18 protein-coding genes and 1 rRNA gene are annotated in these 24,794 nt (G+C 70.8%); 5 read left to right on the forward strand and 14 right to left on the reverse strand.

Features of this window, described 5'->3' with window-relative positions; genetic code table 11:
- Positions 1-172: 172 nt before the first annotated feature.
- Together PV963_RS17900 and PV963_RS17905 are read right to left on the reverse strand one after the other, a co-directional pair.
- Positions 173-1,700: ribosomal RNA gene (locus PV963_RS17900) — 16S ribosomal RNA — on the reverse strand.
- A 578-nt stretch (positions 1,701-2,278) separates the two neighbouring features.
- Positions 2,279-3,286 (reverse strand): stage II sporulation protein M, encoded by a 1,008-nt coding sequence (locus tag PV963_RS17905; RefSeq protein ID WP_274816736.1) that lies wholly within the window; start codon positions 3,284-3,286, stop codon positions 2,279-2,281.
- 128 nt (positions 3,287-3,414) lie between these two features.
- Here PV963_RS17905 and PV963_RS17910 point away from each other — a divergent pair, with 128 nt between their 5' ends.
- Positions 3,415-4,431 (forward strand): RDD family protein, encoded by a 1,017-nt coding sequence (locus tag PV963_RS17910; protein WP_274816737.1) that lies wholly within the window; start codon positions 3,415-3,417, stop codon positions 4,429-4,431.
- A 36-nt stretch (positions 4,432-4,467) separates the two neighbouring features.
- Here PV963_RS17910 and PV963_RS17915 read toward each other — a convergent pair whose 3' ends face one another.
- From PV963_RS17915 to PV963_RS17955, 9 genes are all read right to left on the reverse strand, one after another.
- Entirely contained in the window at positions 4,468-5,082 is a 615-nt protein-coding gene (locus PV963_RS17915) for a hypothetical protein (RefSeq protein ID WP_274816738.1), read from the reverse strand.
- Between the two features lie 178 nt (positions 5,083-5,260).
- The gene (gene ahcY, locus PV963_RS17920; RefSeq protein ID WP_274816739.1) at positions 5,261-6,718 is read right to left on the reverse strand and encodes an adenosylhomocysteinase; all 1,458 of its coding nucleotides are present in this window, start codon (positions 6,716-6,718) and stop codon (positions 5,261-5,263) included.
- Positions 6,719-7,081: 363 nt separating this feature from the next.
- Positions 7,082-8,062 carry a cation diffusion facilitator family transporter gene (locus tag PV963_RS17925; RefSeq protein ID WP_274816740.1) on the reverse strand — a complete coding sequence of 327 codons (981 nt, stop codon included), beginning with the start codon at positions 8,060-8,062 and terminating at the stop codon, positions 7,082-7,084.
- A gap of 154 nt (positions 8,063-8,216) precedes the next feature.
- Positions 8,217-9,368 carry a mannose-6-phosphate isomerase, class I gene (manA, locus tag PV963_RS17930; RefSeq protein ID WP_274816741.1) on the reverse strand — a complete coding sequence of 384 codons (1,152 nt, stop codon included), beginning with the start codon at positions 9,366-9,368 and terminating at the stop codon, positions 8,217-8,219.
- A gap of 55 nt (positions 9,369-9,423) precedes the next feature.
- Positions 9,424-10,551 carry an SIS domain-containing protein gene (locus PV963_RS17935; RefSeq protein WP_274816742.1) on the reverse strand — a complete coding sequence of 376 codons (1,128 nt, stop codon included), beginning with the start codon at positions 10,549-10,551 and terminating at the stop codon, positions 9,424-9,426.
- Positions 10,552-10,677: 126 nt separating this feature from the next.
- Positions 10,678-10,848, reverse strand: a complete 171-nt coding sequence (locus PV963_RS17940) for a Trm112 family protein (protein ID WP_274816743.1) — start codon at positions 10,846-10,848, stop codon at positions 10,678-10,680.
- 232 nt (positions 10,849-11,080) lie between these two features.
- On the reverse strand, positions 11,081-12,445 hold the full coding sequence (locus PV963_RS17945) for a phosphomannomutase/phosphoglucomutase (protein ID WP_274816744.1): 1,365 nt from the start codon (positions 12,443-12,445) through the stop codon (positions 11,081-11,083).
- A gap of 103 nt (positions 12,446-12,548) precedes the next feature.
- Positions 12,549-14,165 (reverse strand): L-lactate permease, encoded by a 1,617-nt coding sequence (locus PV963_RS17950; protein ID WP_274822047.1) that lies wholly within the window; start codon positions 14,163-14,165, stop codon positions 12,549-12,551.
- Positions 14,166-14,284: 119 nt separating this feature from the next.
- The gene (locus tag PV963_RS17955) at positions 14,285-14,707 is read right to left on the reverse strand and encodes a DUF3499 domain-containing protein (RefSeq protein ID WP_274816745.1); all 423 of its coding nucleotides are present in this window, start codon (positions 14,705-14,707) and stop codon (positions 14,285-14,287) included.
- Between the two features lie 294 nt (positions 14,708-15,001).
- Here PV963_RS17955 and PV963_RS17960 point away from each other — a divergent pair, with 294 nt between their 5' ends.
- Positions 15,002-15,457 (forward strand): metallopeptidase family protein, encoded by a 456-nt coding sequence (locus PV963_RS17960; protein WP_150481237.1) that lies wholly within the window; start codon positions 15,002-15,004, stop codon positions 15,455-15,457.
- A gap of 55 nt (positions 15,458-15,512) precedes the next feature.
- On the opposite strand, the gene PV963_RS17965 is transcribed toward PV963_RS17960, so the two are convergent.
- From PV963_RS17965 to PV963_RS17975, 3 genes are all read right to left on the reverse strand, one after another.
- A complete protein-coding gene (locus PV963_RS17965) occupies positions 15,513-17,033 on the reverse strand; it encodes a DUF5719 family protein (RefSeq protein ID WP_274816746.1) in 1,521 nt (506 codons plus the stop codon).
- Entirely contained in the window at positions 17,030-20,767 is a 3,738-nt protein-coding gene (locus PV963_RS17970; RefSeq protein WP_274816747.1) for a glycosyltransferase family 2 protein, read from the reverse strand. The genes PV963_RS17965 and PV963_RS17970 overlap by 4 nt, the downstream gene beginning before the upstream one ends.
- Positions 20,768-20,946: 179 nt before the next feature.
- Positions 20,947-21,210 carry a WhiB family transcriptional regulator gene (locus tag PV963_RS17975; RefSeq protein WP_010034659.1) on the reverse strand — a complete coding sequence of 88 codons (264 nt, stop codon included), beginning with the start codon at positions 21,208-21,210 and terminating at the stop codon, positions 20,947-20,949.
- 659 nt (positions 21,211-21,869) lie between these two features.
- Between PV963_RS17975 and PV963_RS17980 the strand changes: the two genes are divergently transcribed.
- Genes PV963_RS17980 through PV963_RS17990 form a run of 3 tightly spaced genes read left to right on the forward strand, consistent with a single transcriptional unit; the run spans position 21,870 to position 24,751 of the window.
- Entirely contained in the window at positions 21,870-22,412 is a 543-nt protein-coding gene (locus PV963_RS17980; RefSeq protein WP_274816748.1) for a cysteine dioxygenase, read from the forward strand.
- A 54-nt stretch (positions 22,413-22,466) separates the two neighbouring features.
- The gene (gene cofD / locus PV963_RS17985) at positions 22,467-23,426 is read left to right on the forward strand and encodes a 2-phospho-L-lactate transferase (RefSeq protein ID WP_274816749.1); all 960 of its coding nucleotides are present in this window, start codon (positions 22,467-22,469) and stop codon (positions 23,424-23,426) included.
- On the forward strand, positions 23,423-24,751 hold the full coding sequence (locus PV963_RS17990) for a coenzyme F420-0:L-glutamate ligase (protein WP_274816750.1): 1,329 nt from the start codon (positions 23,423-23,425) through the stop codon (positions 24,749-24,751). The genes cofD and PV963_RS17990 overlap by 4 nt, the downstream gene beginning before the upstream one ends.
- Positions 24,752-24,794: the final 43 nt, after the last annotated feature.

Raw genomic sequence — 24,794 nt, forward strand, 5'->3', positions numbered from 1 at the left:
CACTCCCCGCTCCCCTCGACGTTCCACGCTCCGAAGAGCAGTACTAGAAGGAGAAGACGATCAAGTGTGCCGAGTAGTCAACGTTCCACCCATGAGCAACCAGCATCAGACACTCGCTGATGTACTGGCCTCTGACCTCACCCCGAAGGGATCGGTAAGAAGTGCTCCTTAGAAAGGAGGTGATCCAGCCGCACCTTCCGGTACGGCTACCTTGTTACGACTTCGTCCCAATCGCCAGTCCCACCTTCGACAGCTCCCTCCCCACAAGGGGGTTGGGCCACCGGCTTCGGGTGTTACCGACTTTCGTGACGTGACGGGCGGTGTGTACAAGGCCCGGGAACGTATTCACCGCAGCAATGCTGATCTGCGATTACTAGCGACTCCGACTTCATGGGGTCGAGTTGCAGACCCCAATCCGAACTGAGACCGGCTTTTTGAGATTCGCTCCACCTCGCGGTATCGCAGCTCATTGTACCGGCCATTGTAGCACGTGTGCAGCCCAAGACATAAGGGGCATGATGACTTGACGTCGTCCCCACCTTCCTCCGAGTTGACCCCGGCGGTCTCCCGTGAGTCCCCAGCACCACAAGGGCCTGCTGGCAACACGGGACAAGGGTTGCGCTCGTTGCGGGACTTAACCCAACATCTCACGACACGAGCTGACGACAGCCATGCACCACCTGTACACCGACCACAAGGGGGACCCTGTCTCCAGGGTTTTCCGGTGTATGTCAAGCCTTGGTAAGGTTCTTCGCGTTGCGTCGAATTAAGCCACATGCTCCGCCGCTTGTGCGGGCCCCCGTCAATTCCTTTGAGTTTTAGCCTTGCGGCCGTACTCCCCAGGCGGGGCACTTAATGCGTTAGCTGCGGCACGGACAACGTGGAATGTTGCCCACACCTAGTGCCCACCGTTTACGGCGTGGACTACCAGGGTATCTAATCCTGTTCGCTCCCCACGCTTTCGCTCCTCAGCGTCAGTATCGGCCCAGAGATCCGCCTTCGCCACCGGTGTTCCTCCTGATATCTGCGCATTTCACCGCTACACCAGGAATTCCGATCTCCCCTACCGAACTCTAGCCTGCCCGTATCGACTGCAGACCCGGGGTTAAGCCCCGGGCTTTCACAACCGACGCGACAAGCCGCCTACGAGCTCTTTACGCCCAATAATTCCGGACAACGCTCGCGCCCTACGTATTACCGCGGCTGCTGGCACGTAGTTAGCCGGCGCTTCTTCTGCAGGTACCGTCACTTTCGCTTCTTCCCTGCTGAAAGAGGTTTACAACCCGAAGGCCGTCATCCCTCACGCGGCGTCGCTGCATCAGGCTTTCGCCCATTGTGCAATATTCCCCACTGCTGCCTCCCGTAGGAGTCTGGGCCGTGTCTCAGTCCCAGTGTGGCCGGTCGCCCTCTCAGGCCGGCTACCCGTCGTCGCCTTGGTGAGCCATTACCTCACCAACAAGCTGATAGGCCGCGGGCTCATCCTGCACCGCCGGAGCTTTCGAACACCTTGGATGCCCAAGATGATCAGTATCCGGTATTAGACCCCGTTTCCAGGGCTTGTCCCAGAGTGCAGGGCAGATTGCCCACGTGTTACTCACCCGTTCGCCACTAATCCCCACCGAAGTGGTTCATCGTTCGACTTGCATGTGTTAAGCACGCCGCCAGCGTTCGTCCTGAGCCAGGATCAAACTCTCCGTGAATGTGTACCGGTAATCCGGTGCAACACCACGAGAGCGGAACAGCCAGGCGGAATAAGCCCGGCCGTTCACAGCGTCCTCGCTGTGTTTTTTCAAAGGAACCTCGTCCCAGCTGATGCTGGAGACGGGGTATCAACATATCTGGCGTTGACTTTTGGCACGCTGTTGAGTTCTCAAGGAACGGTCGCTTCCTTTGTACTCACCCTCTCGGGCTTTCCTCCGGGCGCTTCCCTTCGGTCTTGCGTTTCCGACTCTATCAGATCTTTTCTCGACCCGATTTCCTCGGTGCTTTCCAGGTTCCCGCTTCCGCGTTTCCCTTTCCGGCGGTTCCGACTTTATCAGAGGTTTCCAGCCGGACTAGCCGGCCGCTCATTTCCGATTCATCGGGAGGGGCTTCAATGAAATCAGCGTTTCATGAAGCAGACAGATGCTCACTGTCGCCGATCTGAGGTTGCACCTCTTGTCCAGGCAACTGTTCGAATCTACCTCCTCACACGGGCCGTGTCAACGGCTCCTGTGGGGCGAAGAGGAGACTAGCAGCTGAACGGACGTGGTCGCACATCAGGCTGCCGCAGGGCCGTTCAGGCAGCAGTCGGGACGCTGGCGCTGCGTTCCGCTGCCTCGACGTCGCCGGTCTCGCCCGCGCGGGCGGCACGGCCGCCCAGGACGTAGACGTAGGCGAGGAAGGCCAGCTCGGCGACGACTCCGATGGTGATGCGGGCCCAGGTGGGGAGACCGGACGGGGTGACGAAACCTTCGATGGCGCCGGAGACGAAGAGGACCACCGCCAAGCCGATGGCCATGCCGATGGCGGCACGGCCCTCTTCCGCGAGAGCTGTGCGCCGTGTGCGGGGGCCCGGGTCGATGAGGGTCCAGCCGAGGCGCAGGCCGGTGCCTGCGGCCACGAAGACGGCGGTCAGTTCGAGCAGGCCGTGCGGGAGGACCAGACCGAGGAACGTGTCGAGGCGGCCGGCCGAGGACATCAGGCCGACGCCGATGCCCAGGTTGAGCATGTTCTGGAAGAGGATCCAGATGACCGGGAGTCCCAGGAAGACACCAAGGATCAGGCACAGGGCCGCGGCCCAGGCGTTGTTCGTCCAGACCTGGGCGGCGAAGCTGGCGGCAGGGTGGCTGGAGTAATACGTCTCGTACTGGCCGCCGGGGCGGGTTAGCTCGCGCAGTTCGCTGGGGGCCGCAATGGAGGCCTGTACCTCGGGGTGGGCGCCGATCCACCAGCCCAGGAGGGCCGCGACCGCCGTGGACAGCAGCGCGGTGGGTACCCACCAGTGGCGTGACTTGTAGACGGCGGCGGGGAAGCCGTGGGCGAGGAAGCGGGTGACGTCGCGCCAGGAGGCGCGTCGGGTGCCTGTCACAGCGCTACGCGCGCGTGCCACGAGTTGGCTGAGCCTGCCGGTCAGCTGGGGGTCCTGGGCGCTGGACTGGATAAGGGAGAGGTGCGTGGCGGTGCGTTGGTAGAGGGTGACGAGTTCGTCGGCTTCGGCACCGCTGAGGCGACGCTGGCGACGGAGCAGAGCTTCGAGGCGGTCCCACTCCGCTCGGTGGGCGGAGACGAAGACGTCGAGGTCCATCGGTGTGCCTGCTCCTCGGCTGTTCGTCGGCGGCTCGTCGTGGATCAGCTTGTCGTACTGCGACGCGATGCGCCCTCAGCTTGGCAGACTGGCCCTGTCGGGGGCAGGGCAGGGGAAGGACGGCAGGCGTGAGTGAGCTGGTGACGGGCGAGGCGGTGGCGCTGGAGCTGCGCCCCGCGAGGTTGCCCAGCAGGGCGCTGGCCGTGTTGCTGGATCTTGTGGTGGCCGTGGCCGTCTACGTCGCGGTGACCATCGCGATCGTGGTTTCCACCGCCTCGCTCGACGAGGCGGCGCAGACGGCGCTGTCGATCGCGACGTTCGTCCTCGTGCTGGTGGGCGGGCCGATCGCGGTCGAGACCCTCAGTCACGGGCGCTCGCTCGGGAAGATGGCATGCGGTCTGCGTGTGGTGCGCGACGACGGAGGGCCGATCCGGTTCCGGCATGCGCTGGTGAGGGGCTTGATCGGGGTGATCGAGATCCTCATGACCTTCGGGGTCGTCGCCTGTATCGCCTCGTTCGTGTCGGCGCGTGGGCGACGGCTGGGGGATGTGTTCGCGGGGACTCTCGTCGTGCGGGAGCGGATTCCGGTCGCGCGGACCGGGTTCGTGCCGCCTCCCCCGCCCTGGCTGGCGGGGCGCTTCTCTGGGCTCGATCTGTCCGCGGTGCCCGACGGGTTGTGGCTCGCCGTCCGTCAGTATCTGACGCGCGTGCAGCAGTTGGACCCGCAGGTGGGCTGGTCCATGGCGGAGCGGCTGGCGTCTGATCTCGCCGAACGTACGGGGGCTCCGGTGCCGCAGGGTGTTCCGCCCGCGGCATATCTCGCGGCGGTCGTGCATGAACGGCAGGCGCGGGAGGCTCGGCGGGCCTTCGGGAGCGGGTCTGCTGCCTCGTGGGCCGCTCGGGCTGATGAGACCGCTACGGGTGCCACTGCGGCTCCAGCTACTGAGAGCGCTTCGGCTTCCGACGCGACTCCGACTGCGGGCTCGGCGCCCGCTGCTTGCGGGCCACCGGTTGTGCCGCCTGGTGCGGCGTCCGAGCCGTCTGGTGCGGCTGTCGAGTCGTCCGGCGGGGTGCGGCCCGCGGAGTCGCGGCATGAGATGCCGGCGGACGGTCGTCCCGGGATCGGGTTCGTGCCGCCGGCGTAGTGGAGGGCGGGGCTGCCCGTTCAACCGGAGGTGCCCTCAGGGGAACACCGACGGCGGTGATTCGAGGTCTTCGAGCTCGATGCCGGGGGCCGCGAGCACCACGTCGCCGGCGATGTGCACGGCGTGCTGTTCGCCGGTGTCCAGGGCTGTGACCTGGTATTCGTCCACGGTCAGGGGGCCGTTGTCAGTGGCGTGTGCTTCTCTTTTCAGCAAGGTCCACGACTGGTCCACGGTACGCGGGGCGAGGACCGGGTCCGTGAAGGCGACGAGGCGTACGCGGGTGGCAGCCGAGGAGGGGGTGAGGCGCAGGAGACGGGTGGTGGCGACGAGGAACGCCGGGGAGGTGCCGGTGAAGGCGTGGGCGCGCACATTGCCTTCGGTGGCGTCGGTTCCGGTGGGGTCGGTGCGGACCCAGGTGACGCCGTCGAGGGCGGCGCCGCGGACCTGCCAGGCGGCGGCGTGGAGTTCGAGGCGGATGGGGCGGCCGAGTTCGTCGAGGGTGAGGTCGACGGAGCCGTGGTGATCGCCTGAGGGGGTGGTCAGCTGGGAGACGTAGCGCCAGCCGGAGGGGCCGATGGCGCAGTGGAAGTGTTCTTCTGCGAGGGGGGTGTGATCGTGCGGATCGTGGAGCGAATAACGGCCGCGGGGCATGAGGGTCCTGGGTCTTGACGGGCTGGGCAGGTCGCTGGTCCGTCAAACGGGGCAGGCCCCCGGCACGGGGGTGCGGGGGCCTGCCTCGGAGGACCTGAGCTGCTGCCGAGGAGCGCGTCAGTGCACGGGCGCTCACCACAGTCTGCGGTGCGGGCTCGGCAGCACTGTGCTGCTCGGCTCAGTAGCGGTAGTGGTCCGGCTTGTACGGACCCTCGACCTTCACACCGATGTACTCGGCCTGCTCGGGACGGAGCATGGTCAGCTTCACACCGAGCGCCTCCAGGTGGAGACGCGCGACCTTCTCGTCCAGGTGCTTGGGCAGCACATACACACCGGTCGGGTACTCGTCGGGCTTGGTGAACAGCTCGATCTGGGCCAGGGTCTGGTCCGCGAAGCTGTTGGACATCACGAACGACGGGTGACCGGTGGCGTTGCCCAGATTCAGCAGACGGCCCTCCGACAGCACGATGATCACCTTGCCGTCCGGGAAGGTCCACGTGTGCACCTGCGGCTTCACCTCGTCCTTGACGATCCCCGGGATCCTCGCCAGACCGGCCATGTCGATCTCGTTGTCGAAGTGACCGATGTTCCCGATGATCGCCTGGTGCTTCATCCTGGCCATGTCGCCGGCCATGATGATGTCCTTGTTACCGGTCGTGGTGATGAAGATGTCGGCCGTCTCGACGACCTCGTCCAGCGTCGTCACCTGGTAGCCGTCCATCGCCGCCTGCAACGCGCAGATCGGATCGATCTCGGTGACGATCACCCGCGCACCCTGACCGCGCAGGGACTCCGCACAGCCCTTGCCCACGTCACCGTAACCGCACACCACCGCCGTCTTACCGCCGATGAGGACATCGGTAGCGCGGTTGATGCCGTCGATCAGCGAGTGACGGCAGCCGTACTTGTTGTCGAACTTCGACTTGGTCACGGCGTCGTTGACATTGATCGCCGGGAACAGGAGAGTGCCATCGCGCTGCATCTCGTACAGGCGGTGGACACCGGTCGTGGTCTCCTCCGTCACGCCGCGGATCTCGGAGGCCAGCTGGGTCCACTTCTGCGAGCCGTCCGTGATGGTGCGGTGCAGGAGCTCGAGGATGACTCGGTGCTCGTCGGACTCGGCGGTGTCGACGTCCGGGACCTTGCCGTCCTTCTCGTACTCGACGCCCTTGTGGACGAGGAGGGTGGCGTCACCGCCGTCGTCCAGGATCATGTTCGGGCCGCCCGTGGGGCTGTCCGGCCAGGTCAGCGCCTGCTCCGTGCACCACCAGTACTCCTGAAGCGTCTCGCCCTTCCAGGCGAACACCGGGACGCCCTGCGGGTTGTCGGGCGTGCCGTTCGGGCCGACGGCGATGGCGGCCGCGGCGTGGTCCTGGGTGGAGAAGATGTTGCAGGAGGCCCAGCGGACCTGGGCGCCCAGGGCGACCAGGGTCTCGATGAGCACGGCCGTCTGCACGGTCATGTGCAGGGAGCCGGTGACGCGAGCGCCGGCCAGCGGCTGCGCCTCGGCGTACTCCTTGCGGATCGCCATCAGGCCGGGCATCTCGTGCTCGGCGAGGGTGATCTCCTTACGGCCGAACTCGGCCAGGGAGATGTCGGCGACCTTGAAGTCCTGTCGGTTTTCGACAGTCGTCATTGAGAGCTGCTCCTCGGGGTTGGGTCGAGGTGGGTACGGCTGGTCTGCGCGGCGGCGGACACAGGGGTGCCCGAAAGAGGACACAGGCATGCCCGCGTGTGCGCAGCGCAGTCCGTCGGAGGCCCTCTCTCCCTCGGCCGGTCCGCGGTGGGACCGCCCGACCGCCATCAGCAGCGACGTCTGGCTCCGTCCCAAGCTACACCGGGGGCGCCTGCGATCCCCAGTCCGCAGGGAAACACATCAAGCCGATCCCGTAACGGGCGGGGGTGGGAGTGTCGGTGAGGTGCGGGAGTGGTGGAAGGCCGCGGGGCCCGCCGAGTGGTTCGGCGGGCCCCGTGGCCTGAGGAGTCGTACGAGGGGGTGTCAGTGGTCGGTGGCGTGCGGGGTGGGGCCGCCGGGGCTTGCCTCCGGGTCGGAGCCCTTGGCCGCTTCTGCCTCGCTGTAGATGTCCGGCTCGAGGTAGATCACGCGGGCGATCGGGGCGGCCTCGCGGATGCGGGACTCGGCGGCGTCGATGGCGGCGGCGATCTCGGTGGCCGTCTCCTCGTGACGGACGGCGATCTTGGCGGCGACGAGGAGCTCCTCGGGACCGAGGTGGAGCGTGCGCATGTGGATGATGCGGGTGACCGTGTCGCCGTCGACGACGGCGGCCTCGATCTTCTGGGTCTCCTCGACGCCGGCGGACTCGCCGAGCAGCAGCGACTTGGTCTCGGCCGCGAGGACCAGGGCGATCAGGATGAGCAGGATGCCGATGCAGAGGGTGCCGACGCCGTCCCAGACGCTGTCGCCGGTGAGCAGGGCGAGGCAGACACCGCCGAGGGCGAGGATCAGGCCGACGAGGGCGCCGAGGTCCTCCAGGAGGACGACCGGGAGCTCGGGGGCCTTGGCGTGGCGGACGAACTCCTTCCAGGAGCGCTTGCCCCGCAGGACGTTGGACTCCTTGATGGCCGTGCGGAATGAGAACGTCTCGGCGATGATCGCGAAGATCAGCACGCCGACCGGCCAGTACCAGTGCGTCAGCTCGTGCGGGTGCTTGATCTTCTCGTAGCCCTCGTAGAGGGCGAACATGCCGCCGACCGAGAAGAGGACGATGGAGACGAGGAAGGCGTAGATGTAGCGCTCGCGGCCGTAGCCGAAGGGGTGCTGCGGGGTGGCCTCGCGCTTGGCCTTCTTGCCGCCGACCAGCAGTAGCGCCTGGTTGCCGGAGTCGGCGAGCGAGTGGACGGACTCGGCGAGCATCGACGACGAGTTGCTGAAGAGGAACGCCACGAACTTCGCTACCGCGATCGCGAGGTTGGCGGCCAGTGCCGCCACGATCGCCTTGGTGCCGCCTGACGCGCTCATATGTTCGCGTTGTCCCTTCGTACGCCGTTCCAGGGCCGGGACGCCGCCCTGGATGCGGCGCCCGTGGCTTTGCCCGTGCTTGACGGTGGGCCATTGTTGCAGCCCGCTCGGGCTGCGGTGCTTCAGGTCACCAGCACGGGGGTCATCGAAACGGTCAGGCGACGACCGTGGCCCGGAAAAGCGTGCCGGTTCCGGACACTTCGGTCTTTTCGCCGGCCGGGACGAAGACGGATCGGCCCGGGGTCAGGTCGTGCTCGCCCGCCCGGACGGAGCCGGCCGTGCAGAGCAGGATCTGCGGGGTCGCGCGGGTGAGGTCGTGGGCGCTGCCGGCCTCGGGGAGGACGTAGCGGGACAGGCGGAACTCGTCGATCGGGGTCTCGTAGACCTCTTCGCCGTCCGGGGAGGCCTCGGGGCGCAGGACGCCGGGGTCACCGGGCTGGAAGCGGACGATGCGCAGGAGCTCGGGGACGTCGACGTGCTTGGGGGTCAGGCCGCAGCGCAGGACGTTGTCGGAGTTGGCCATGATCTCGACGCCGAGGCCGTTCAGGTAGGCGTGCGGGACGCCGGCGCCGAGGTAGAGGGCCTCGCCGGGCTGGAGGCGGACGTGGTTCAGCAGCATCGCGGCGATGACGCCGGGGTCGCCCGGGTAGTGATGGGCGATGTCGGCGTAGGGGGTGTAGGCGCCGCCGAGGCGGGTGCAGGCGGCCGCCGCCTCCGCGACCGTCCGGGACATCTCCTCGGGGTCGGCGGTGAGGATCGCCGTGAGGACCTCGCGCAGGGCGGCGTCCTCGGGATGGGCGTGCAGCAGGTCGACGTACGGCTTGAGGGAGTCGACGCCGAGGTCGTCGAGCAGGCCGGCGGCCGCGAGCGGGTCGCGGAAGCCGCACAGGCCGTCGAACTCGGTGAGGGCGCAGATCAGTTCGGGCTTGTGGTTGGCGTCCTTGTAGTTGCGGTGCGGGGCGTCCACGGGGACGCCGCGGCGCTCCTCGTCCGCGTAGCCCTCCTTGGCCTGCTCCAGGTCGGGGTGGACCTGGAGGGAGAGCGGGGCGCCGGCGGCGAGGATCTTGAGGAGGAAGGGCAGGCGGGGGCCGAACTTGGCGACCGCGGCCGGTCCGAGTTCCTTCTCCGGGGCGGCGTCGATGACCTCGACGAGCGTGCCCCGGTCGGTGCGTGAGGGTGCGCCGGGGTGGGCGCCCATCCACATCTCCGCCTGCGGCTCGCCGGTCGGTTCGGTGCCGAGCAGGTGCGGGATGGCGGTGGGGGAACCCCAGGCGTAGGGGCGGATGGTGTTGTCGAGGCGGTCCATGGGGGTCTCTCTGGGTGTTCGGGCGTGCGAGCGCGTCAGGGTGTCCCGGGCATGATCAGGCCCTCGAAGCGAGCGCCAGGTAAACCGCGGCGAAATCTGTGATGGCGATCAGTTCCGCGAGGGTCTCCAGTTCGCCGCCCGCCTCCGGTTCCAGTTCGCTGATCGGCGTGTCGTGGCTGAGGGCCAGGTCGCGGGCGCCGGGGGCGGCGGTGAGGCCGCCGATGGGGCGGTCGCGGAGGAGCACCACGCGCGCGTGCAGGGCGGGTGGTTCCTCGACGCGGTCGCGGAAGAAGTCGTCGGGGTTGGCGCTGGCGGCCAGGGGGCCGGCGAGCAGGGCGCTGTGTGCGGCGAGGGCCTCGGGGAGCTCGGCGACGACCGCGGGGGTGCCGGACAGCTCGGCGAGCGCGGCGGCGAAACGGCGGCCCGCCGGTCCGGCCGAGGTGCCCTCGGTCCAGACGATCGGGAGCGCGTCGGCGAGTTCGGCGGCGAGGGTCTTGGCCGGGTTGCTGTAGGTGGCGATGGCGGGGCCGCAGCGTTCGGCGACGCGGTCGAGACGGTCGGCGACCTTGCCGAGGGCGTTCGGCGGGGCGGCGAGCACTCCCGTACGGTCCAGGAGCGCCAGCAGTGGGGTGAGCAGCGCCCACAGGACGCCGGGGGCGGAGGCGGCGAGGGGCTCGTCCTGGTCGTACGGGGCGGTCGCCATGGGGATGAACAGGCCGTGCGAGCCGTTCACCGCGTCGGCGAGCGGGGAGCGGCTGGGGGCCACGGCGACGACGGCGCAACCGCGGCGGTAGGCCTGTTCGGCCAGGAGGGACAGACCCGGTTCGGTGCCGTCCGGGGTGGTGATCAGGAGGAGGTCGACGGAGCCGACCCAGCCGGGCAGTTCCCAGCGCAGGGCGCCCGCGGCGGGGGCGACGCCGCTGGGGGCCAGCCGCGTGACCGGGCTGCCGGCGCCGGCGAGGGTACCGAGGAGGTCGGCGGCGTGGGTGGCGGCTGCGCCCGGGCCCGCGATGAGGACGGCGCGGGGGCGGCCGTCGGGCTTGAGGTCCTTGATGCCGGCTTCGGCGGAGTGGCGGGCGGCCGTGCGCACGCGGGCGCCGGCTTCTGCGGCGCCGCGGAGCAGCCCGCGGTGGTCGGCCTCGGAGAGGCCCTCCGGGGAGTCGAGCAGCGATTCGTCGAGCATGGGCGGCAGCCTCCGATCGCCGGGGTCCGTTCCGGGCCCGTTTTGCGGATGTCCTACGTCGGTGCCCGCTGTGCCGGGGGCTATGTGCACCGGGGTTCACGCGGGTGGGTCTGCCCCCGGTCGGGTCTACGCGGGGCGGCGGGCCTCGTCGACCAGGAGGACGGGGATGCCGTCGCGGACGGGGTAGGCCAGGCCGCAGTTCTGGGCGGTGCAGAGCAGTTCGGTGTCCTGCTCCTTGAGGGGAGCGTGGCAGGCCGGGCAGGCGAGGATTTCGAGGAGGCCGGCTTCGAGGGCCATGCGGGGTCCCTTCGGGGATCGGGCGGGGTGGGGGTTGGTGCTTGGGGTGGTGCGGATGTGCCTGGTCAGGGTACCGCCGGTGGGGGCGGGGGTGGTTGATACGTGCGGGGGGTGGGCTGGGTAAGGGGCTCCGGCCCTTTGCCCCCGCCAGGGGGCTCCGCGCCCTGGACCCCCGGGACTGTGCCCACCCACCGCCCGAAGCGGTCGGACAGGAAGCTGGGCTCGCGGGCCGTCACGCCCTGATGATCGCCAGTGCCTCGTCCCTCACCCTCGCCATCGTCTCCGGGTCCCTCGCCTCCGCGTTCAGGCGGAGCAGGGGCTCGGTGTTGGAGGGGCGGACGTTGAACCACCAGTCGGTGGCGGAGACGGTCAGGCCGTCCAGGTCGTCGAGGGTGATGCCCTCACGGCCCTCGTACGCGGAGCGGATCGCGGCGAGGCGGGCCGCCTGGTCGGAGACCGTGGAGTTGATCTCGCCGGAGCCGGCGTAGCGGTCGTACTGGGCGACGAGGGCGGACAGGGTGCCCGGCTGGCCGCCGAGGGCCGCCAGGACGTGGAGGGCGGCCAGCATGCCCGTGTCGGCGTTCCAGAAATCGCGGAAGTAGTAGTGCGCGGAGTGTTCGCCGCCGAAGATCGCGCCCGAGCGCGCCATTTCCGCCTTGATGAAGGAGTGGCCCACGCGGGTGCGGACGGCGGTGCCGCCGTTCTCCGCGACGACCTCGGGGACCGACCAGGACGTGATCAGGTTGTGGATGATCGTGCCTTTGCCGCCGTGCCTGGCCAGTTCGCGGGAGGCCACCAGGGCGGTGATCGCCGACGGGGAGACCGGCTCGCCGCGCTCGTCGACGACGAAGCAGCGGTCGGCGTCGCCGTCGAAGGCGAGGCCGAGGTCGGCGCCCTCTTCGCGGACCCGCTTCTGGAGGTCGACGAGGTTGGCCGGGTCGAGGGGGTTGGCCTCGTGGTTGGGGAAGGTGCCGTCGAGTTCGAAGTACATCGGGACGAGCGTCAGGGGCAGGCCGGCGAAGACCTCGGGGACCGTGTGGCCGCCCATGCCGTTGCCCGCGTCGACGACGACCTTCAGGGGGCGGATGGAGGTCAGGTCGACCAGGGAGCGCAGGTGCGCCGCGTAGTCCGACAACGTGTCGCGGCCGGTGATGGTTCCGGGCGTCGCGGCGGGCTCGGGGGCGCCCGACTCGCTCCAGCGCTCGACCAGTTCGCGGATCTCGGCGAGGCCGGTGTCCTGGCCGACCGGGGCGGCGCCCATGCGGCACAGCTTGATGCCGTTGTACTGCGCCGGGTTGTGGGAGGCGGTGAACATGGCGCCCGGCAGGTTCAGCGCGCCCGAGGCGTAGTAGAGCTGGTCCGTCGAGCACAGGCCGATCTCCGTCACGTCGGCGCCCAGCGCCGCCGCCCCGCGCGCGAAGGCACGCGACAGGCCTGGTGAGGAGGGCCGCATGTCGTGCCCGGTCGCGATGGCGCTCGCGCCGGTGACCTGTACGAAGGCCGCTCCGAAGAGCTCGGCCAGGGACTCGTCCCACTGGTCGGGGACGACCCCGCGTACGTCGTACGCCTTGACGACCTGCGACAGATCAGCAGCCACGGCCAACCTTCCTGAAAAAGTACTGTCGGTCCGCACAAACTACCCCCGGCCGCTGACAGCGCGCTGTGCGGATGCCCGGTGGACGTCCGGACGTCAGCTCTGGTCAGGGCAGCATCCAGCCCAGGACGGGTGTGCTCTGGCCGACCACGATCAGGCACATCACCAGCAGCAGGCCCAGGCTCCACGGCAGGACCTTGCGCAGCAAGTCGCCCTCGCGGCCCGCGAGTCCGACGGCCGCGCAGGCGATGGTGAGGTTCTGCGGGGAGATCATCTTGCCGAGGACGCCGCCGGAGCTGTTGGCGGCGGCCAGGAGGTCGGGCGACAGTCCCGACTCGCGGGCGGCGGTCACCTGGAGGGCGCCGAAGAGGGCGTTGGCCGAGGTGTCCGATCCGGACACGGCGACGCCGAACCAGCCGAGGACGGGCGACAGGAAGGCGAGCCCGGCTCCGGCCGCCGCCACGAAGTGGCCGATGGTCGCCGCCTGGCCGGAGAGGTTCATGACGTAGGCGAGCGCCAGGACGGACGTCACCGTCAGGATCGCGAAGCGCAGCTCGTGGACGGTCGCGAGCCACTCCTTCACCGCCACGCGCGCGTGCACCCCGATGACGGCGGCCGTGCAGATCCCGGCGAGCAGCACGAGTGTGCCGCCGGTCGACACGATCGGCCAGGTGAAGACGTTGCCGCCGACCGGTTCGCCATCGGATCCGAGCACGTTCAACAAGGGCCAGTCGTAGGTCTGGGTGGCCTTGTCCAGCCGGTCCTTGAGGGCCGGGATCTGGGCGACGGAGAAGATCAGGACGATCATCGCGTAGGGGGCGTAGGCGCGCAGGACCTCGCGAGGCGGGTCCTCCTCGTCCAGCTCCTCGCTGCGTACGCCGGTCAGCACGGAGGTGCGTACGGACTCGGCGGCGGGCACGCGCGCGTGCGGTACGGCGACCAGGGCGCCCGCGCCCGCCAGGGCGGCGCCGATGTCGGCGAGTTGGGCGGAGACGTAGTTGGAGGCGGCGAACTGGGCGACGGCGAAGGCGACTCCGCAGACGAGGGCGGGCACCCAGGTCTCGCGCAGCCCGCGCCTGCCGTCCACGAGCCAGACCAGCACCAGGGGCACCACGAGGGCCAGCAGCGGCGTCTGACGGCCCACCACGGACGCCACGGAGTCCAGCGGAAGCCCGGTGACCTGGGCGAGCGTGACGACCGGCGTGCCCATCGCACCGAAGGCCACGGGCGCGGTGTTGGCGACCAGGGCGACGACGGCGGCACGCACCGGTTCGAACCCGAGGGCGACCAGCATGACCGCGCTGATCGCGACGGGCGCCCCGAAACCGGCGAGCGCCTCCAGCAGCGCCCCGAAGCAGAAGGCGATGACGAGTGCCTGGATGCGCGGGTCGTCGGAGAGTCGCCCGAAGGACCGGCGCAGGATGTCGAAGTGCCGGGTGCGGACGGTCATCCGGTACACCCACAGGGCGTTGACCACGATCCACAGGATGGGGAAGAGGCCGAAGACGGCGCCCTGGGCGGCGCTGGAGAGCGTCTGCCCCAGGGGCATGCCGTAGGCGAGCCTGGCGACGAGAACGGCGGCGAGGAGGCCGGTCAGGCCCGCCAGGTGCGCCTTCATGCGGACGCCGCCGAGCAGGACCAGGACGATCACGAGGGGCAGGGCGGCCACGAGGGCGGACAGGCCCAGTGAGCCGGCGACGGGTTCCAGTTCCTGGACGTACACGGGCGCCTCCCCGGTTTCCGTCATGCGAAAGCGATTTCTCGCAGCCTCAAAACGGAATGGTCATGTCCGCGCCAAGCCCGCGTCAATGGGTGTGCGCGGGGAGGAACCGGGGGTGCGGGTCAGCTGTCGGGCGACCGGAGGACGCGCAGGTGCCCTCGCCGGGCGACCTCCCTCGGGTCGGCCGCGCGGCCGCCGCCACCGGCCCCGGCCGCCCGCTCCTGAGGGCGGGCCGCCTCTCGCACGGCGTTCGCAAGCGCTTCCAGGTCGTCGCCGCTGGGACGCGCCGGGGCCGAGCCGTCGAGGAGCCGGACGACCTCCCAGCCGCGAGGGGCGGTGAGGCGCTCGGAGTGCTCGGCGCACAGGTCGTAGCAGTGGGGTTCGGCGTAGGTGGCGAGCGGGCCGAGGACCGCGGTCGAGTCGGCGTAGACGTACGTCAGCGTCGCGACGGCGGGACGGCCGCAGGCGGTGCGCGAACAGCGACGTACAGGGCTCACGACGTTGGACGGTACCGCACTCTTGAGCGGGCCGCGACGACTCTCCACCAGGTCACCCCCCCGTGTCGTGCTGTGAAACGCCCCACACACCCCTTCCGGCACACCCTGCTGACCTGCCCGGACACCGTCGTCCGGGATGCCGAACGACCTCTCAAGCGGTCAAGAGTCGTCATAAAACCGTCAATTGCCGTGAGGTCACCAGTCTCGGCGGGATACGGAATCGAGCCCAACCTTGGCTGGAATGGTCATGTAACGACATGCCGTACCCGTCGGCCGGAAGCCGTCTCCAGCGCCGTGCGGTGCCGGGCGCCGGGGCGCGGCGGGGACTACCCTTCACCAGTGATGGACAAGCCCGTAACGCCCCGAGCCGCCGCCCCCGGGCCCCGCCGCCGTGATCGCCACGGCCGGGGCATGCGCGGCCCGATCGCACCGCCGCAGGTGCCGCTCGCCGCCAGCCGTGCGGAGGCGTTCGCCGATCTGGTGCAGGACTCCGTGGAGCGCCTGGAGCGGCGGTGGCCGCAGCTCGCCGACATCGATTTCCTGGTGCTGGAGGTGCCGCGGCTCGACGGGCCCGGCCAGGCCTGGAACGACGAGGCGGTTCCGCTGGGTGGCACGGTCAGCGCCCGCGAGGGGCGCCCCGCGCGCGTGGTGGTCTACCGGCGGCCGGTCGAGATCCGCACCAAGGGGCGCGACGAGCGGGCGGCGCTGGTGCACGAGATCGTCGTCGAGCAGGTCGCCGAGCTGCTGGGGCTGACGCCGGAGACGGTGGATCCGCGGTACGGCGAGGACCAGGGCTGAGACGGCCGGCGGCGGTCAGAGCTGCTTTCCGCAGCACCGACCGCAGCGGTCAGGACTACTTCTGCAGCACCGAAAGATCCTCGTCCGCCTCCGGTACGGCCACCGTCCCCCGGTCGTCGGGGAGCGTCTGCACGGTGAAGGCGGGGACGCCGCCCTGCGTCGCCGCCAGGGTGCGGGCGCCGTAGACCGGGCCGCCGGACTTCGGCTCGACCGTGAGCGCGTAGGTGCCCTTCAGTCCGCTGGGGACCGGGGGCTCGATGTCCTGGGTCGTGCCGGCCTTGATCGTGTACGTCTTCGACACCGGCGTGCCGCCCTCGCTGCCCGCCGAGGCGGTGACCTCGACCGTGGCGGTGCGGCCGGGGGCGGTCAGGGAGAGCGTGCTGCCCTTGGCGCTGTTGTCCGCGGAGGTCGCGCGCGTGCGGACGGGGCGGGTGGCCGGGATGAAAGCCGTCTCCTGCTTGTCGCCCTTGCCGCGTACGACCCGCAGGGCCGCCACGACCGGCACGGACCGGTCGGTCGGCGTCAGCACCAGGGAGCCCGCTTCGCCGCGTGTCACGTCGCCCAGGTCGACGGCGGTGGTCATGCCGCCCTTGACGTGCACCGTCTCGTGTCCGGCCGGGGTGATCAGCCCGGAGGGGGAGGCGAGGCGCAGCTTGAGGTCCGCGTCGGCGTCGCCGGGGGTGAAGGCGACCAGGCGCACGGAGGTGGCGTCCTTGGGGATGCCGGGCAGGACCAGGCTGCCCGACGGGTCCGCGGACGCCGCCAGCCAGTCGCCGCCGACCTTGTCGTCCAGGGCCTGCACGGCGGCGCCGACCCGCCCGCTGCGGACGTTGACGTGCACGGTGAGGTCGGTCTGCTGCTCGTCGGTGAGGGTGGACAGCAGGAGCGGCTCGCTGGAGTGCGGCTGGACCGTGATGCCCTCCCCCACCGTGGACTGCAGGGTGCCGTCCTTGCCGTAGAGCTCGATATCGACCACGGCGGCCGAGTCGTCGGGGTTCGTCAGGTGGACGTAGTCGGTGCGGTCGGCCGCGGTGCTGGCGCCGGGGAACCAGAAACTCGTGTCCGGAGCCGTGCAGTTGACGCCCTGGAGGCCGCGCCCGGTCCCCGCGGCGACCTCCGTCGTCTCCTGGACCGTCCAGCCGGGCGCGAACCTGCCGTCCGCGGTCCCGACCAGCGCGGGCGATTCGGCGCCCGAACTGTCCCCGGTGACCGGCTTGCCGGGCTCCTTGGATGTCAGCACGGGCTTGTCCGTCTTCCGCTCGCCGGACTTGCCCTTGCCCTTGTCACCGCCCGCGCCCGAGCCCTCTCGCGACTCCTGGGCGGCCGCCTGGAGTTCGGCCTTGCCGCCGCTCCCGGTGCCCTTCGTGACGGGCGTGAAGGAGGAGTAGGACGTCTCGGCGATGTCGGACATGCTGGGCGCGGGGCACAGCAGGCTCGTGCGCTCCACGGGCAGTTGGGCGGCCGCCTTGGCGGTGGTGTCCGAGCCCGGGGTGTCCGGGGCGGACAGCGCGGCGAATCCGGTGACGGCGGCGAGCGCGGTCGCGCCGGCGATCAGGGACAGGGTGGTGCGGTTCACTGCTGGCTCCCGTCGGGACGCTCACTGCCCGTGCCGTGGGGGTGTTGCTGCTGCGCCGGGTCGTACGGCGTGCCGTAGGCCTGGGGGTAGGCCTGGTCGTAGCCGGTCTGGTCGTAGCCCTGTTGGTCGTACGACGGGTTCTGGGGCTGGCCGCCGCCGTACGCGTACGGGTCGTACTGGCCGCCCTGGTACGGATCCGCCGGGTACTGCTGTCCGTATGCGTCCGCCGGGTACTGGGCGCCCTGGTACTGGTCGCCGTAGTTCGCGTAGTCGCCGCTCTGGTAGGCGGCGTTGTCCCTTCCCCAGGCTCGAACATCCTCGCCCGGGGGGACCCCCATCCCGTAGTTCTGCTGCTGGGGCATGTGTGCCGGGGGCTGCTCGGGCTGCGGGGGCGGGAACTCCTCGGGGTGTGCCGCCCCTTCGGCCTCGGCTTCCGCCTGGGCGCGCAGGCGGCGGGCCCTGCGGCCCTCGCCCGCGACCGGCTGGGCCGGGACGGCCGGCTCCTCGGGCAGGTCGTCGTCGATGTCGCGGCGCCGGCCGGGCAGGGCGAGCACCACGAGCACGACGGCGAGGATGCCCTGCGCCCACAGCCACGCGGTGTGGCCGACCGGGTCGTCGTAGGTGACGTCCAGCCTGCCGCCGGTGGCGGGGAGTTCGAAGCCCTGGGCCCAGCCGTCGACGGTGGTGCGGGTGAGCGGCTTGCCGTCGAGCGTGGCGCTCCAGCCGTCGGAGGCGGTGTCGGCCAGGCGCAGCACGCGTCCGTCGGAGCCGGTCGGGATCGTGGTGTGGATGTCGACGGGTCCGGCGGGGACGGGCTGGGGGGTGCCGGAGCCGGAGGCGGGGACGATGGTGGCGCGCGCGACCTCCTGGTCGATCTGCCACAGCGCGCCGCCGTCCTGCTGGCTGAGCCGCGTCAGGCCGGGCGTGGCGTCCAGGACGCGGGTGACGTCGCGGGGCGCGCCCTGGTGGACGAGGACGTAGCGCACGGCGAAGCCGCCGAGCTGGTCGGCCTGGTCGGCGCCGGAGCCGGCGACGAGGTTGGCGACGACCTTGTCGAGCCTGCCGTTCTCGCCGTCGGCCGCGGCGATCTCGCCGTCGCCGAGGCGGGCGCCGGAGCCGCGGACCAGCATGTATCCGACGTGGGAGGCGGAGTCGCTGTCGAGGACGAGGGTGCGGGCCTGGTCGCTGCTGCCGCTCTCCTCGGCGACGAACGCGGGGACCTGGGTCGGGTCACGCCGCTCCAGGGGGCCGTCGGCGCCGCGGATCATCCAGCCCGCGGCGACGAGCAGCGGGCCCGCGGCCGAGGCGAAGGCGATCAGCACGGCCACCGGCTGGCGCCAGCCGAAGCTCTGCTCGGCCACACGCGCGCGTGCCCCGTCGGCGCCGAGCGCGGCGGCCGCCAGGAGGGCGATGCCGTAGACGAGGGTCGCGGGGCCGGACCAGGTGGAGCTGTTGGCCAGGACCGCGAAGACGAAGCCGGTCAGGGCGGCCGTCCAGGCCGTCCAGATGCCCAGCCGGCGTTCCGAGCGGAGCAGGGCGGCGAGCGCGGCCAGCACGATGCCGATCAGCATGAGGCCGCTGACGGTGCCGGGGCCGCCGGGGCTGGCGCCCAGCAGGTCGAGGGGGGAGGCGGCCGAGGGCCCGTACTCCAGACCGGCTTCCTGGAAGAAGCCGAACGGGAGCAGCGACAGGGACCAGGGCGCGAGGAGCAGCAGCGGCGTGCCGAGCTGGGCGAGGAACCGCAGCCCGTACGCCGTGATGTCGGACCGGCGGATGACCAGCAGCCCGGCGCCGAGGAGCAGCGCGATGGGCCACACGATCGGGGTGAACGCGGTGGTGATGGTCAGCAGCAGCGCGTACGCCCAGGTGGCGCGCCAGCTGCCGCGCGCTCCCGAGGGGTTCGCCAGGCCGCTGGCGGCGATGCCCGCGCGGGCGATGAGCGGCAGCAGCACGGCCAGCACGGCGGTGCCGATCCGGCCGCCGGCGAGGGCGCCGGTGGCGGCGGGTAGGAAGGCGTAGACGACGGCCGCCCACGCGCGCAGCAGCCGGGACTCGACCAGCGGGCGGGAGGCGAAGTAGGCGGTGACACCGGCCAGCGGCACCGAGCAGACGAGCAGCAGCGTGACGGCGAGGCCGGTCGAGCCGAACAGCAGGGACGCCAGCATCGCCACGAGCGCGATGTAGGGCGGCGCGGAGGAGGTGCCGCCGGCGGCGACCGGGTGCCAGGCGTCCAGGTAGCGCGCCCACAGTTCGGAGGAGTCGGCCGGGGCGGGCAGCAGGGCGCCGCCCGAGAGGGCGCCGCCGCCGAGGAGTTCGCGGCAGGCGGCCAGGGAGACGAGCAGCAGCACCAGGAAGAGCACCGGGCCGGGCTTGCGCGCGATGCGCTTGAGCCGGGCGAACTGCTCGATCTCCAGGAAGTCGGCGTCGTCGCCGCCGGGGCCCGACTCGACGGCACCGCCGTGCCGTCCGGCGCCGGCGGCGACCTCGGGATCGGCGCGGCCGACGAGGTTGCTCGCGACCTGCTCGACGGTCATGCGGACGGTCGCGCCGGGCGGCGGGAACAGCGGCCGCAGCTCGTCCTTGTCCATCCGGGGGGCGCCTCTGCCGCGCCGCCCGGCGAGGATCCGCTCGGGCCTGAGCAGCGTGCCCATGAGGCCGCGGATCTCGTCGACGGCCTGTCCGGGGACCTTGCCGACGAGGTAGGCGACGGTCCGCAGCAGCGTGCCGAGCACGATCCGCAGCAGCACCCAGGGCAGCACGGCCGTACGCGCGTTGACGAGCAGGGTGTAGACGGCGCCGGCTTTGTCGACCTTGTGCGGGGAGGCGGCCGTGCGGCCCACGCAGTCGACCGTGCGGCGCTCGCGGGAGGCCGCCTCGGCGTGCCGGACGACCGCCTCGGGAGCGACCAGGACGCGGTAGCCCGCCGCGTGCGCGCGCCAGCACAGGTCGACGTCGTCGCGCATGAGGGGCAGGTGGCGGTCGAAGCCGCCGAGCTGCTCGAAGACGTCTCGGCGGATCAGCATGCCGGCGGTGGACACCGACAGCACGGGCCGGACGTGGTCGTGCTGGCCCTGGTCCTGCTCTCGGCGGTCCAGGCCGGTCCAGCGGCGGCCGGAGTTGGCGATGCTGACGCCGACCTCCAGCAGCTGCCGCCGGTCGTACCAGCCGCGGAGCTTGGGGCCCACGACGGCCACGTCCTCGCGGCCGAGCTCGTACTCGTTGTCCACGACCCGCAGCAGCTGGGCCAGGGCGTCGGGCTCCGGGGCGCAGTCGTCGTGCAGCAGCCACAGCCACTGCACCGGCTCTCCGTGCGGGAGCTCGGGCATGTCGTACGCGTCGTCGCGCCAGGAGCGGGTGACCGGGTCCCAGCCGCTGGGCCGCTTCAGGTACGGGAGCTGCTCCGGGGTGAGGACCGGGGCGGTGCGGCCGCACTCCTCGACGGCCTGGCCGAAGCCGGTGCGGCGGGCCAGGTGCAGCACGCGGTCGGCGCCGAGGGCGTCGGTGACCAGCTGGGCGGAGTCGTCCGCGCTGCCGGTGTCGGCGCCCATCGCGTACTGGACGGGTCGCTCCTGGCCGAGCAGCCCGGCGAGCGCGTCGGGCAGCCAGCGGGCGCCGTCGTGGGAGACGAGGACCGCGGTCACCACATGACGCGGGAACTCGGGCGGGCGGGCCGGGTCAAACACGGCTGTGGCAGCGCTGTCGTGATGAGCTGCCGGGTGGCTGTGCACGGACATCGAGGTACGGGCCCCGGTTCGGTGGACTGCGGTGGACGCCTGCGACCGGTGGGGGCAGCAGGGCGTCTCGGACGAGCGACCACACTATCGGCTGCGCAACAAGGGGGCCCGCCGCCTGTGGATAACCCACCTGCGACGGGCCTTTCGTGCCGTGCGTACGTACGAATCCGGGATGCCGGTCAGACCGCTGCCTTCTTCAGCCGGCGGCGCTCCCGCTCGGACAGGCCGCCCCAGATGCCGAATCGCTCGTCGTTGGCGAGGGCGTACTCGAGGCACTCGGAGCGGACCTCACAGGCGAGGCAGACCTTCTTGGCCTCCCGGGTCGAGCCGCCCTTCTCGGGGAAGAAGGACTCGGGGTCGGTCTGGGCGCACAGTGCGCGCTCCTGCCAGCCGAGTTCCTCGTCCGCGTCGTCGACCAGCAGTTGCTGCACCGTCTCGGTCATGTGCGCCCCTCGTCTGTCTTTCGCGTCCCCGTGATCTAGCCGTTACCGATTCCGGCTGAACGACACGAGTGAAATTACAAGTGTGCTGCTCCGGGCGAGTCAAGCCGAGATCTGCTATTGAGCCCCTTATTCACTCTGCGGAACCAAGCCCAAGCGGAAAGTGTTCAAATCACCATAAAACCTGACACACCGACGGAGCCCGCACGGGCTCACGCCGTCCGCCGGACCCCTTGCAGACCTGTACGGAGAAGGACGCCCAGAGGTTCGATCTCGTTCCGACACGCACCTCGAAGCGAAACGGATCACAGTCGGATCACGAGTACGCAACGAGGTTTCGCGCTCCCGGTTGGACGCCATGTGTCCCGGCCGAGCCGTGAACAAACCTTTCATCTGAGTGAACGACCGGATGAGGTGAACCACATCCCACATACCGGGTGCCGAGTTGACAGTGAGGGTGTGAACCGGTGTCCTTGTGGGCATGCTCGCGAACTTGGCACTCACCTCGACCCGCTCCGCCGGGTTCCTCGGTGCTGCCCACGCTCGCTGTAGCTGTTGCTGTTCCAGCTGTTGAGCTCCACCTGCTCCAGCTGAAGGCCGAGCCACCCGTCTCTCGGCCTCTGTTCCCTCTGACCTTCTTTCACTGAGGAACCACCACACCCATGAACAGCGACAGCGACCTCCAGATCGCCGGCGACATCCTCGAAGTCCAGCATCTGCTCCAGACCCCGCGCGAGCACCCGGCCACCGTCGCCGAGTTCGTCGGACTCGCCCGCTCCATCGCCGCCGACCGCTCCCAGTGGGAGCACCTCGTCCGGTACGACGCGACCAGCCGCTGGTACCACCGGCTGCGCACCGGCCCGGGCTACGAGGTGTGGCTGCTGTCCTGGGTGCCCGGGCAGGGCAGCGGGCTGCACGACCACGGCCGCTCCTCCGGTGTGCTGACCGTGCTGGACGGCACGCTGACCGAGCGCACGGAGCGGGGCGCACGCGCCTTGCGGACAGGCGCGCAGCGCGTTTTCGCGCCGGGGTACGTGCACGAAGTCGTGAACGACGCACTGGAGTCGGCGGTCAGCCTGCACGTCTACTACCCGGGCCTGACGCAGATGCCGATGCTCCCCCAGTCTCAACTTCGTTCGACCGGGGGGACCCCCGTAGCCCAGCACTGCACGGCCCGGGGCGTGCCGGGTGCCCTGACGGCCTGACCGGTTGCCGTAGCCGCTGACCGGTTGTCGTAGGGGCCTGCAAGACTGGCTTCCATGCGCATTGTGGTTCTGGCAGGCGGCATCGGTGGTGCCCGGTTCCTGCGTGGTCTGAAGCGGGCCGTGCCGGACGCGGACATCACGGTCATCGGCAACACCGGGGACGACATCCACCTCTTCGGGCTGAAGGTCTGCCCGGACCTCGACACGGTGATGTACACGCTCGGCGGCGGCATCAACGAGGAGCAGGGCTGGGGGCGCGCCGACGAGACCTTCCACCTCAAGGAGGAGCTCGCGGCGTACGGCGTCGGGCCCGAGTGGTTCGGCCTCGGCGACCGGGACTTCGCCACGCACATCGTGCGGACGCAGATGATCGGCGCCGGCTACCCGCTGAGCGCGGTGACCCAGGCGCTGTGCGACCGCTGGCAGCCGGGCGTGCGGCTGATCCCGATGTCCGACGACCGCGTCGAGACGCACGTGGCCGTAGAGGTCGACGGCGAGCGCAAGGCGATCCACTTCCAGGAGTACTGGGTGCGGCTGCGCGCCTCGGTGCCCGCGGAGGCGATCGTGCCGGTGGGCGCCGACCAGGCCAAGCCCGCGCCGGGTGTGCTGGAGGCGATCGCCGAGGCGGACGTGATCCTCTTCCCGCCGTCCAACCCGGTCGTGTCGATCGGCACGATCCTCGCCGTGCCCGGCATCCGGGAGGCCATCGCCGACGCCGGGGTGCCGGTGGTCGGCCTGTCCCCCATCGTCGGTGACGCGCCCGTGCGGGGCATGGCCGACAAGGTGCTCGCCGCCGTGGGCGTCGAGTCGACCGCGCCGGCGGTGGCCGAGCACTACGGCTCGGGCCTGCTGGACGGCTGGCTCGTCGACACGGTGGACGCCGGCGCGGTGGATCGGGTCGAGGCGGCCGGGATCCGCTGCCGGGCCGTGCCGCTGATGATGACCGACGCGGACGCGGCCGCGCAGATGGCGCGGGAGGCCCTGGCTCTGGCGGAGGAGGTGCGGGAAGCTTGAGCGGCGAGGTCCCGGAGAACCGGCAGGGTGCCGACGGGTACCGGGTGTGGGCCCTGGGCGGTATGCCCGAGGTCGCGGCCGGGGCCGATCTGGCCAAGCTGATCGCGGCCGCCGAGCCCGGTCTGGCCGACGGGGACGTGCTGCTGGTCACGTCGAAGATCGTGTCCAAGGCCGAGGGCCGGGCGGTCCGGGCGGCCGACCGGGAGGCGGCCATCGACGCCGAGACGGTACGGGTGGTCGCCCGGCGCGGCAGTCTCCGGATCGTCGAGAACCGGCAGGGCCTCGTCATGGCCGCGGCCGGGGTGGACGCGTCCAACACCCCGTCCGGGACGGTGCTGTTGCTGCCCGAGGACCCGGACGCCTCCGCCCGTGCGATCCGCGACGGACTGCGGGACATCCTCGGCGTCGACGTCGGTGTCGTCGTCACCGACACGTTCGGGCGGCCCTGGCGTGCGGGGCTCACGGACGTCGCGATCGGTGCCGCCGGGGTGCGCGTACTGGACGATCTGCGCGGCGGCACGGACGCGTACGGCAACCCGCTCAGCGCCACCGTCGTCGCCACGGCCGACGAACTCGCCGCGGCCGGCGACCTGGTCAAGGGCAAGGCGGCCGGGCTCCCCGTCGCCGTGGTGCGCGGCCTGCCGCACGTGCTGGCGCAGGGCGACGCAGAGGGAGCGCGGGCCATGGCGCGCGACGCGCGCGACGACATGTTCCGGCTCGGCACGTCGGAGGCGATACGGCTGGCGGTGACCCAGCGGCGTACGGTCCGGGCCTTCACGGACGAGCCCGTCGACCCCGGAGCGGTACGGCGGGCGGTGGCCGCGGCGGTGACGGCCCCGGCGCCGCACCACACCACCCCGTGGCGATTCGTGCTGCTGGAGTCCGAGGAGTCGCGGACGCGGCTGCTCGACGCCATGCGCGACGCCTGGATCGCCGATCTGCGGCGGGACGGCAAGACGGAGGAGTCCATCGCCAAGCGGGTGCGGCGGGGGGACGTCCTGCGCAACGCGCCGTACCTCGTCGTCCCCTGTCTGGTCATGGACGGCTCGCACACCTACGGCGACGCGCGGCGCGACGGGGCCGAGCGGGAGATGTTCGTGGTCGCAGCGGGCGCCGGCGTGCAGAACTTCCTGGTCGCACTGGCCGGGGAGCGGCTGGGGTCGGCGTGGGTGTCCTCGACGATGTTCTGCCGGGACGTGGTGCGCGAGGTGCTGGGGCTGCCGGCGGACTGGGACCCGATGGGCGCGGTGGCGGTCGGGCATCCGGCGGAGGAGCCGCGGCCACGGCCGGAGCGGGACGCGGGGGCTTTCATCGAGGTGCGGTGACCGGCGGCGGCCGGCGCCTACGCTCTTAGCGCTGCTCCTCTCT

Source organism: Streptomyces coeruleorubidus (assembly GCF_028885415.1).
In the GTDB taxonomy this organism is placed as follows: domain Bacteria; phylum Actinomycetota; class Actinomycetes; order Streptomycetales; family Streptomycetaceae; genus Streptomyces; species Streptomyces coeruleorubidus_A.

What these genes read in the sequence shown, in the direction of transcription:
- PV963_RS17905 (WP_274816736.1), bottom strand. Translation starts at nt 3,286, where the DNA reads ATGGACCTCGACGTCTTCGTCTCCGCCCACCGAGCGGAGTGGGACCGC.
- PV963_RS17915 (WP_274816738.1), bottom strand. Translation starts at nt 5,082, where the DNA reads ATGCCCCGCGGCCGTTATTCGCTCCACGATCCGCACGATCACACCCCC.
- ahcY (WP_274816739.1), bottom strand. Translation starts at nt 6,718, where the DNA reads ATGACGACTGTCGAAAACCGACAGGACTTCAAGGTCGCCGACATCTCC.
- PV963_RS17925 (WP_274816740.1), bottom strand. Translation starts at nt 8,062, where the DNA reads ATGAGCGCGTCAGGCGGCACCAAGGCGATCGTGGCGGCACTGGCCGCC.
- manA (WP_274816741.1), bottom strand. Translation starts at nt 9,368, where the DNA reads ATGGACCGCCTCGACAACACCATCCGCCCCTACGCCTGGGGTTCCCCC.
- PV963_RS17935 (WP_274816742.1), bottom strand. Translation starts at nt 10,551, where the DNA reads ATGCTCGACGAATCGCTGCTCGACTCCCCGGAGGGCCTCTCCGAGGCC.
- PV963_RS17940 (WP_274816743.1), bottom strand. Translation starts at nt 10,848, where the DNA reads ATGGCCCTCGAAGCCGGCCTCCTCGAAATCCTCGCCTGCCCGGCCTGC.
- PV963_RS17960 (WP_150481237.1), top strand. Translation starts at nt 15,002, where the DNA reads ATGGACAAGCCCGTAACGCCCCGAGCCGCCGCCCCCGGGCCCCGCCGC.
- PV963_RS17970 (WP_274816747.1), bottom strand. Translation starts at nt 20,767, where the DNA reads ATGTCCGTGCACAGCCACCCGGCAGCTCATCACGACAGCGCTGCCACA.
- PV963_RS17975 (WP_010034659.1), bottom strand. Translation starts at nt 21,210, where the DNA reads ATGACCGAGACGGTGCAGCAACTGCTGGTCGACGACGCGGACGAGGAA.
- PV963_RS17980 (WP_274816748.1), top strand. Translation starts at nt 21,870, where the DNA reads ATGAACAGCGACAGCGACCTCCAGATCGCCGGCGACATCCTCGAAGTC.
- cofD (WP_274816749.1), top strand. Translation starts at nt 22,467, where the DNA reads ATGCGCATTGTGGTTCTGGCAGGCGGCATCGGTGGTGCCCGGTTCCTG.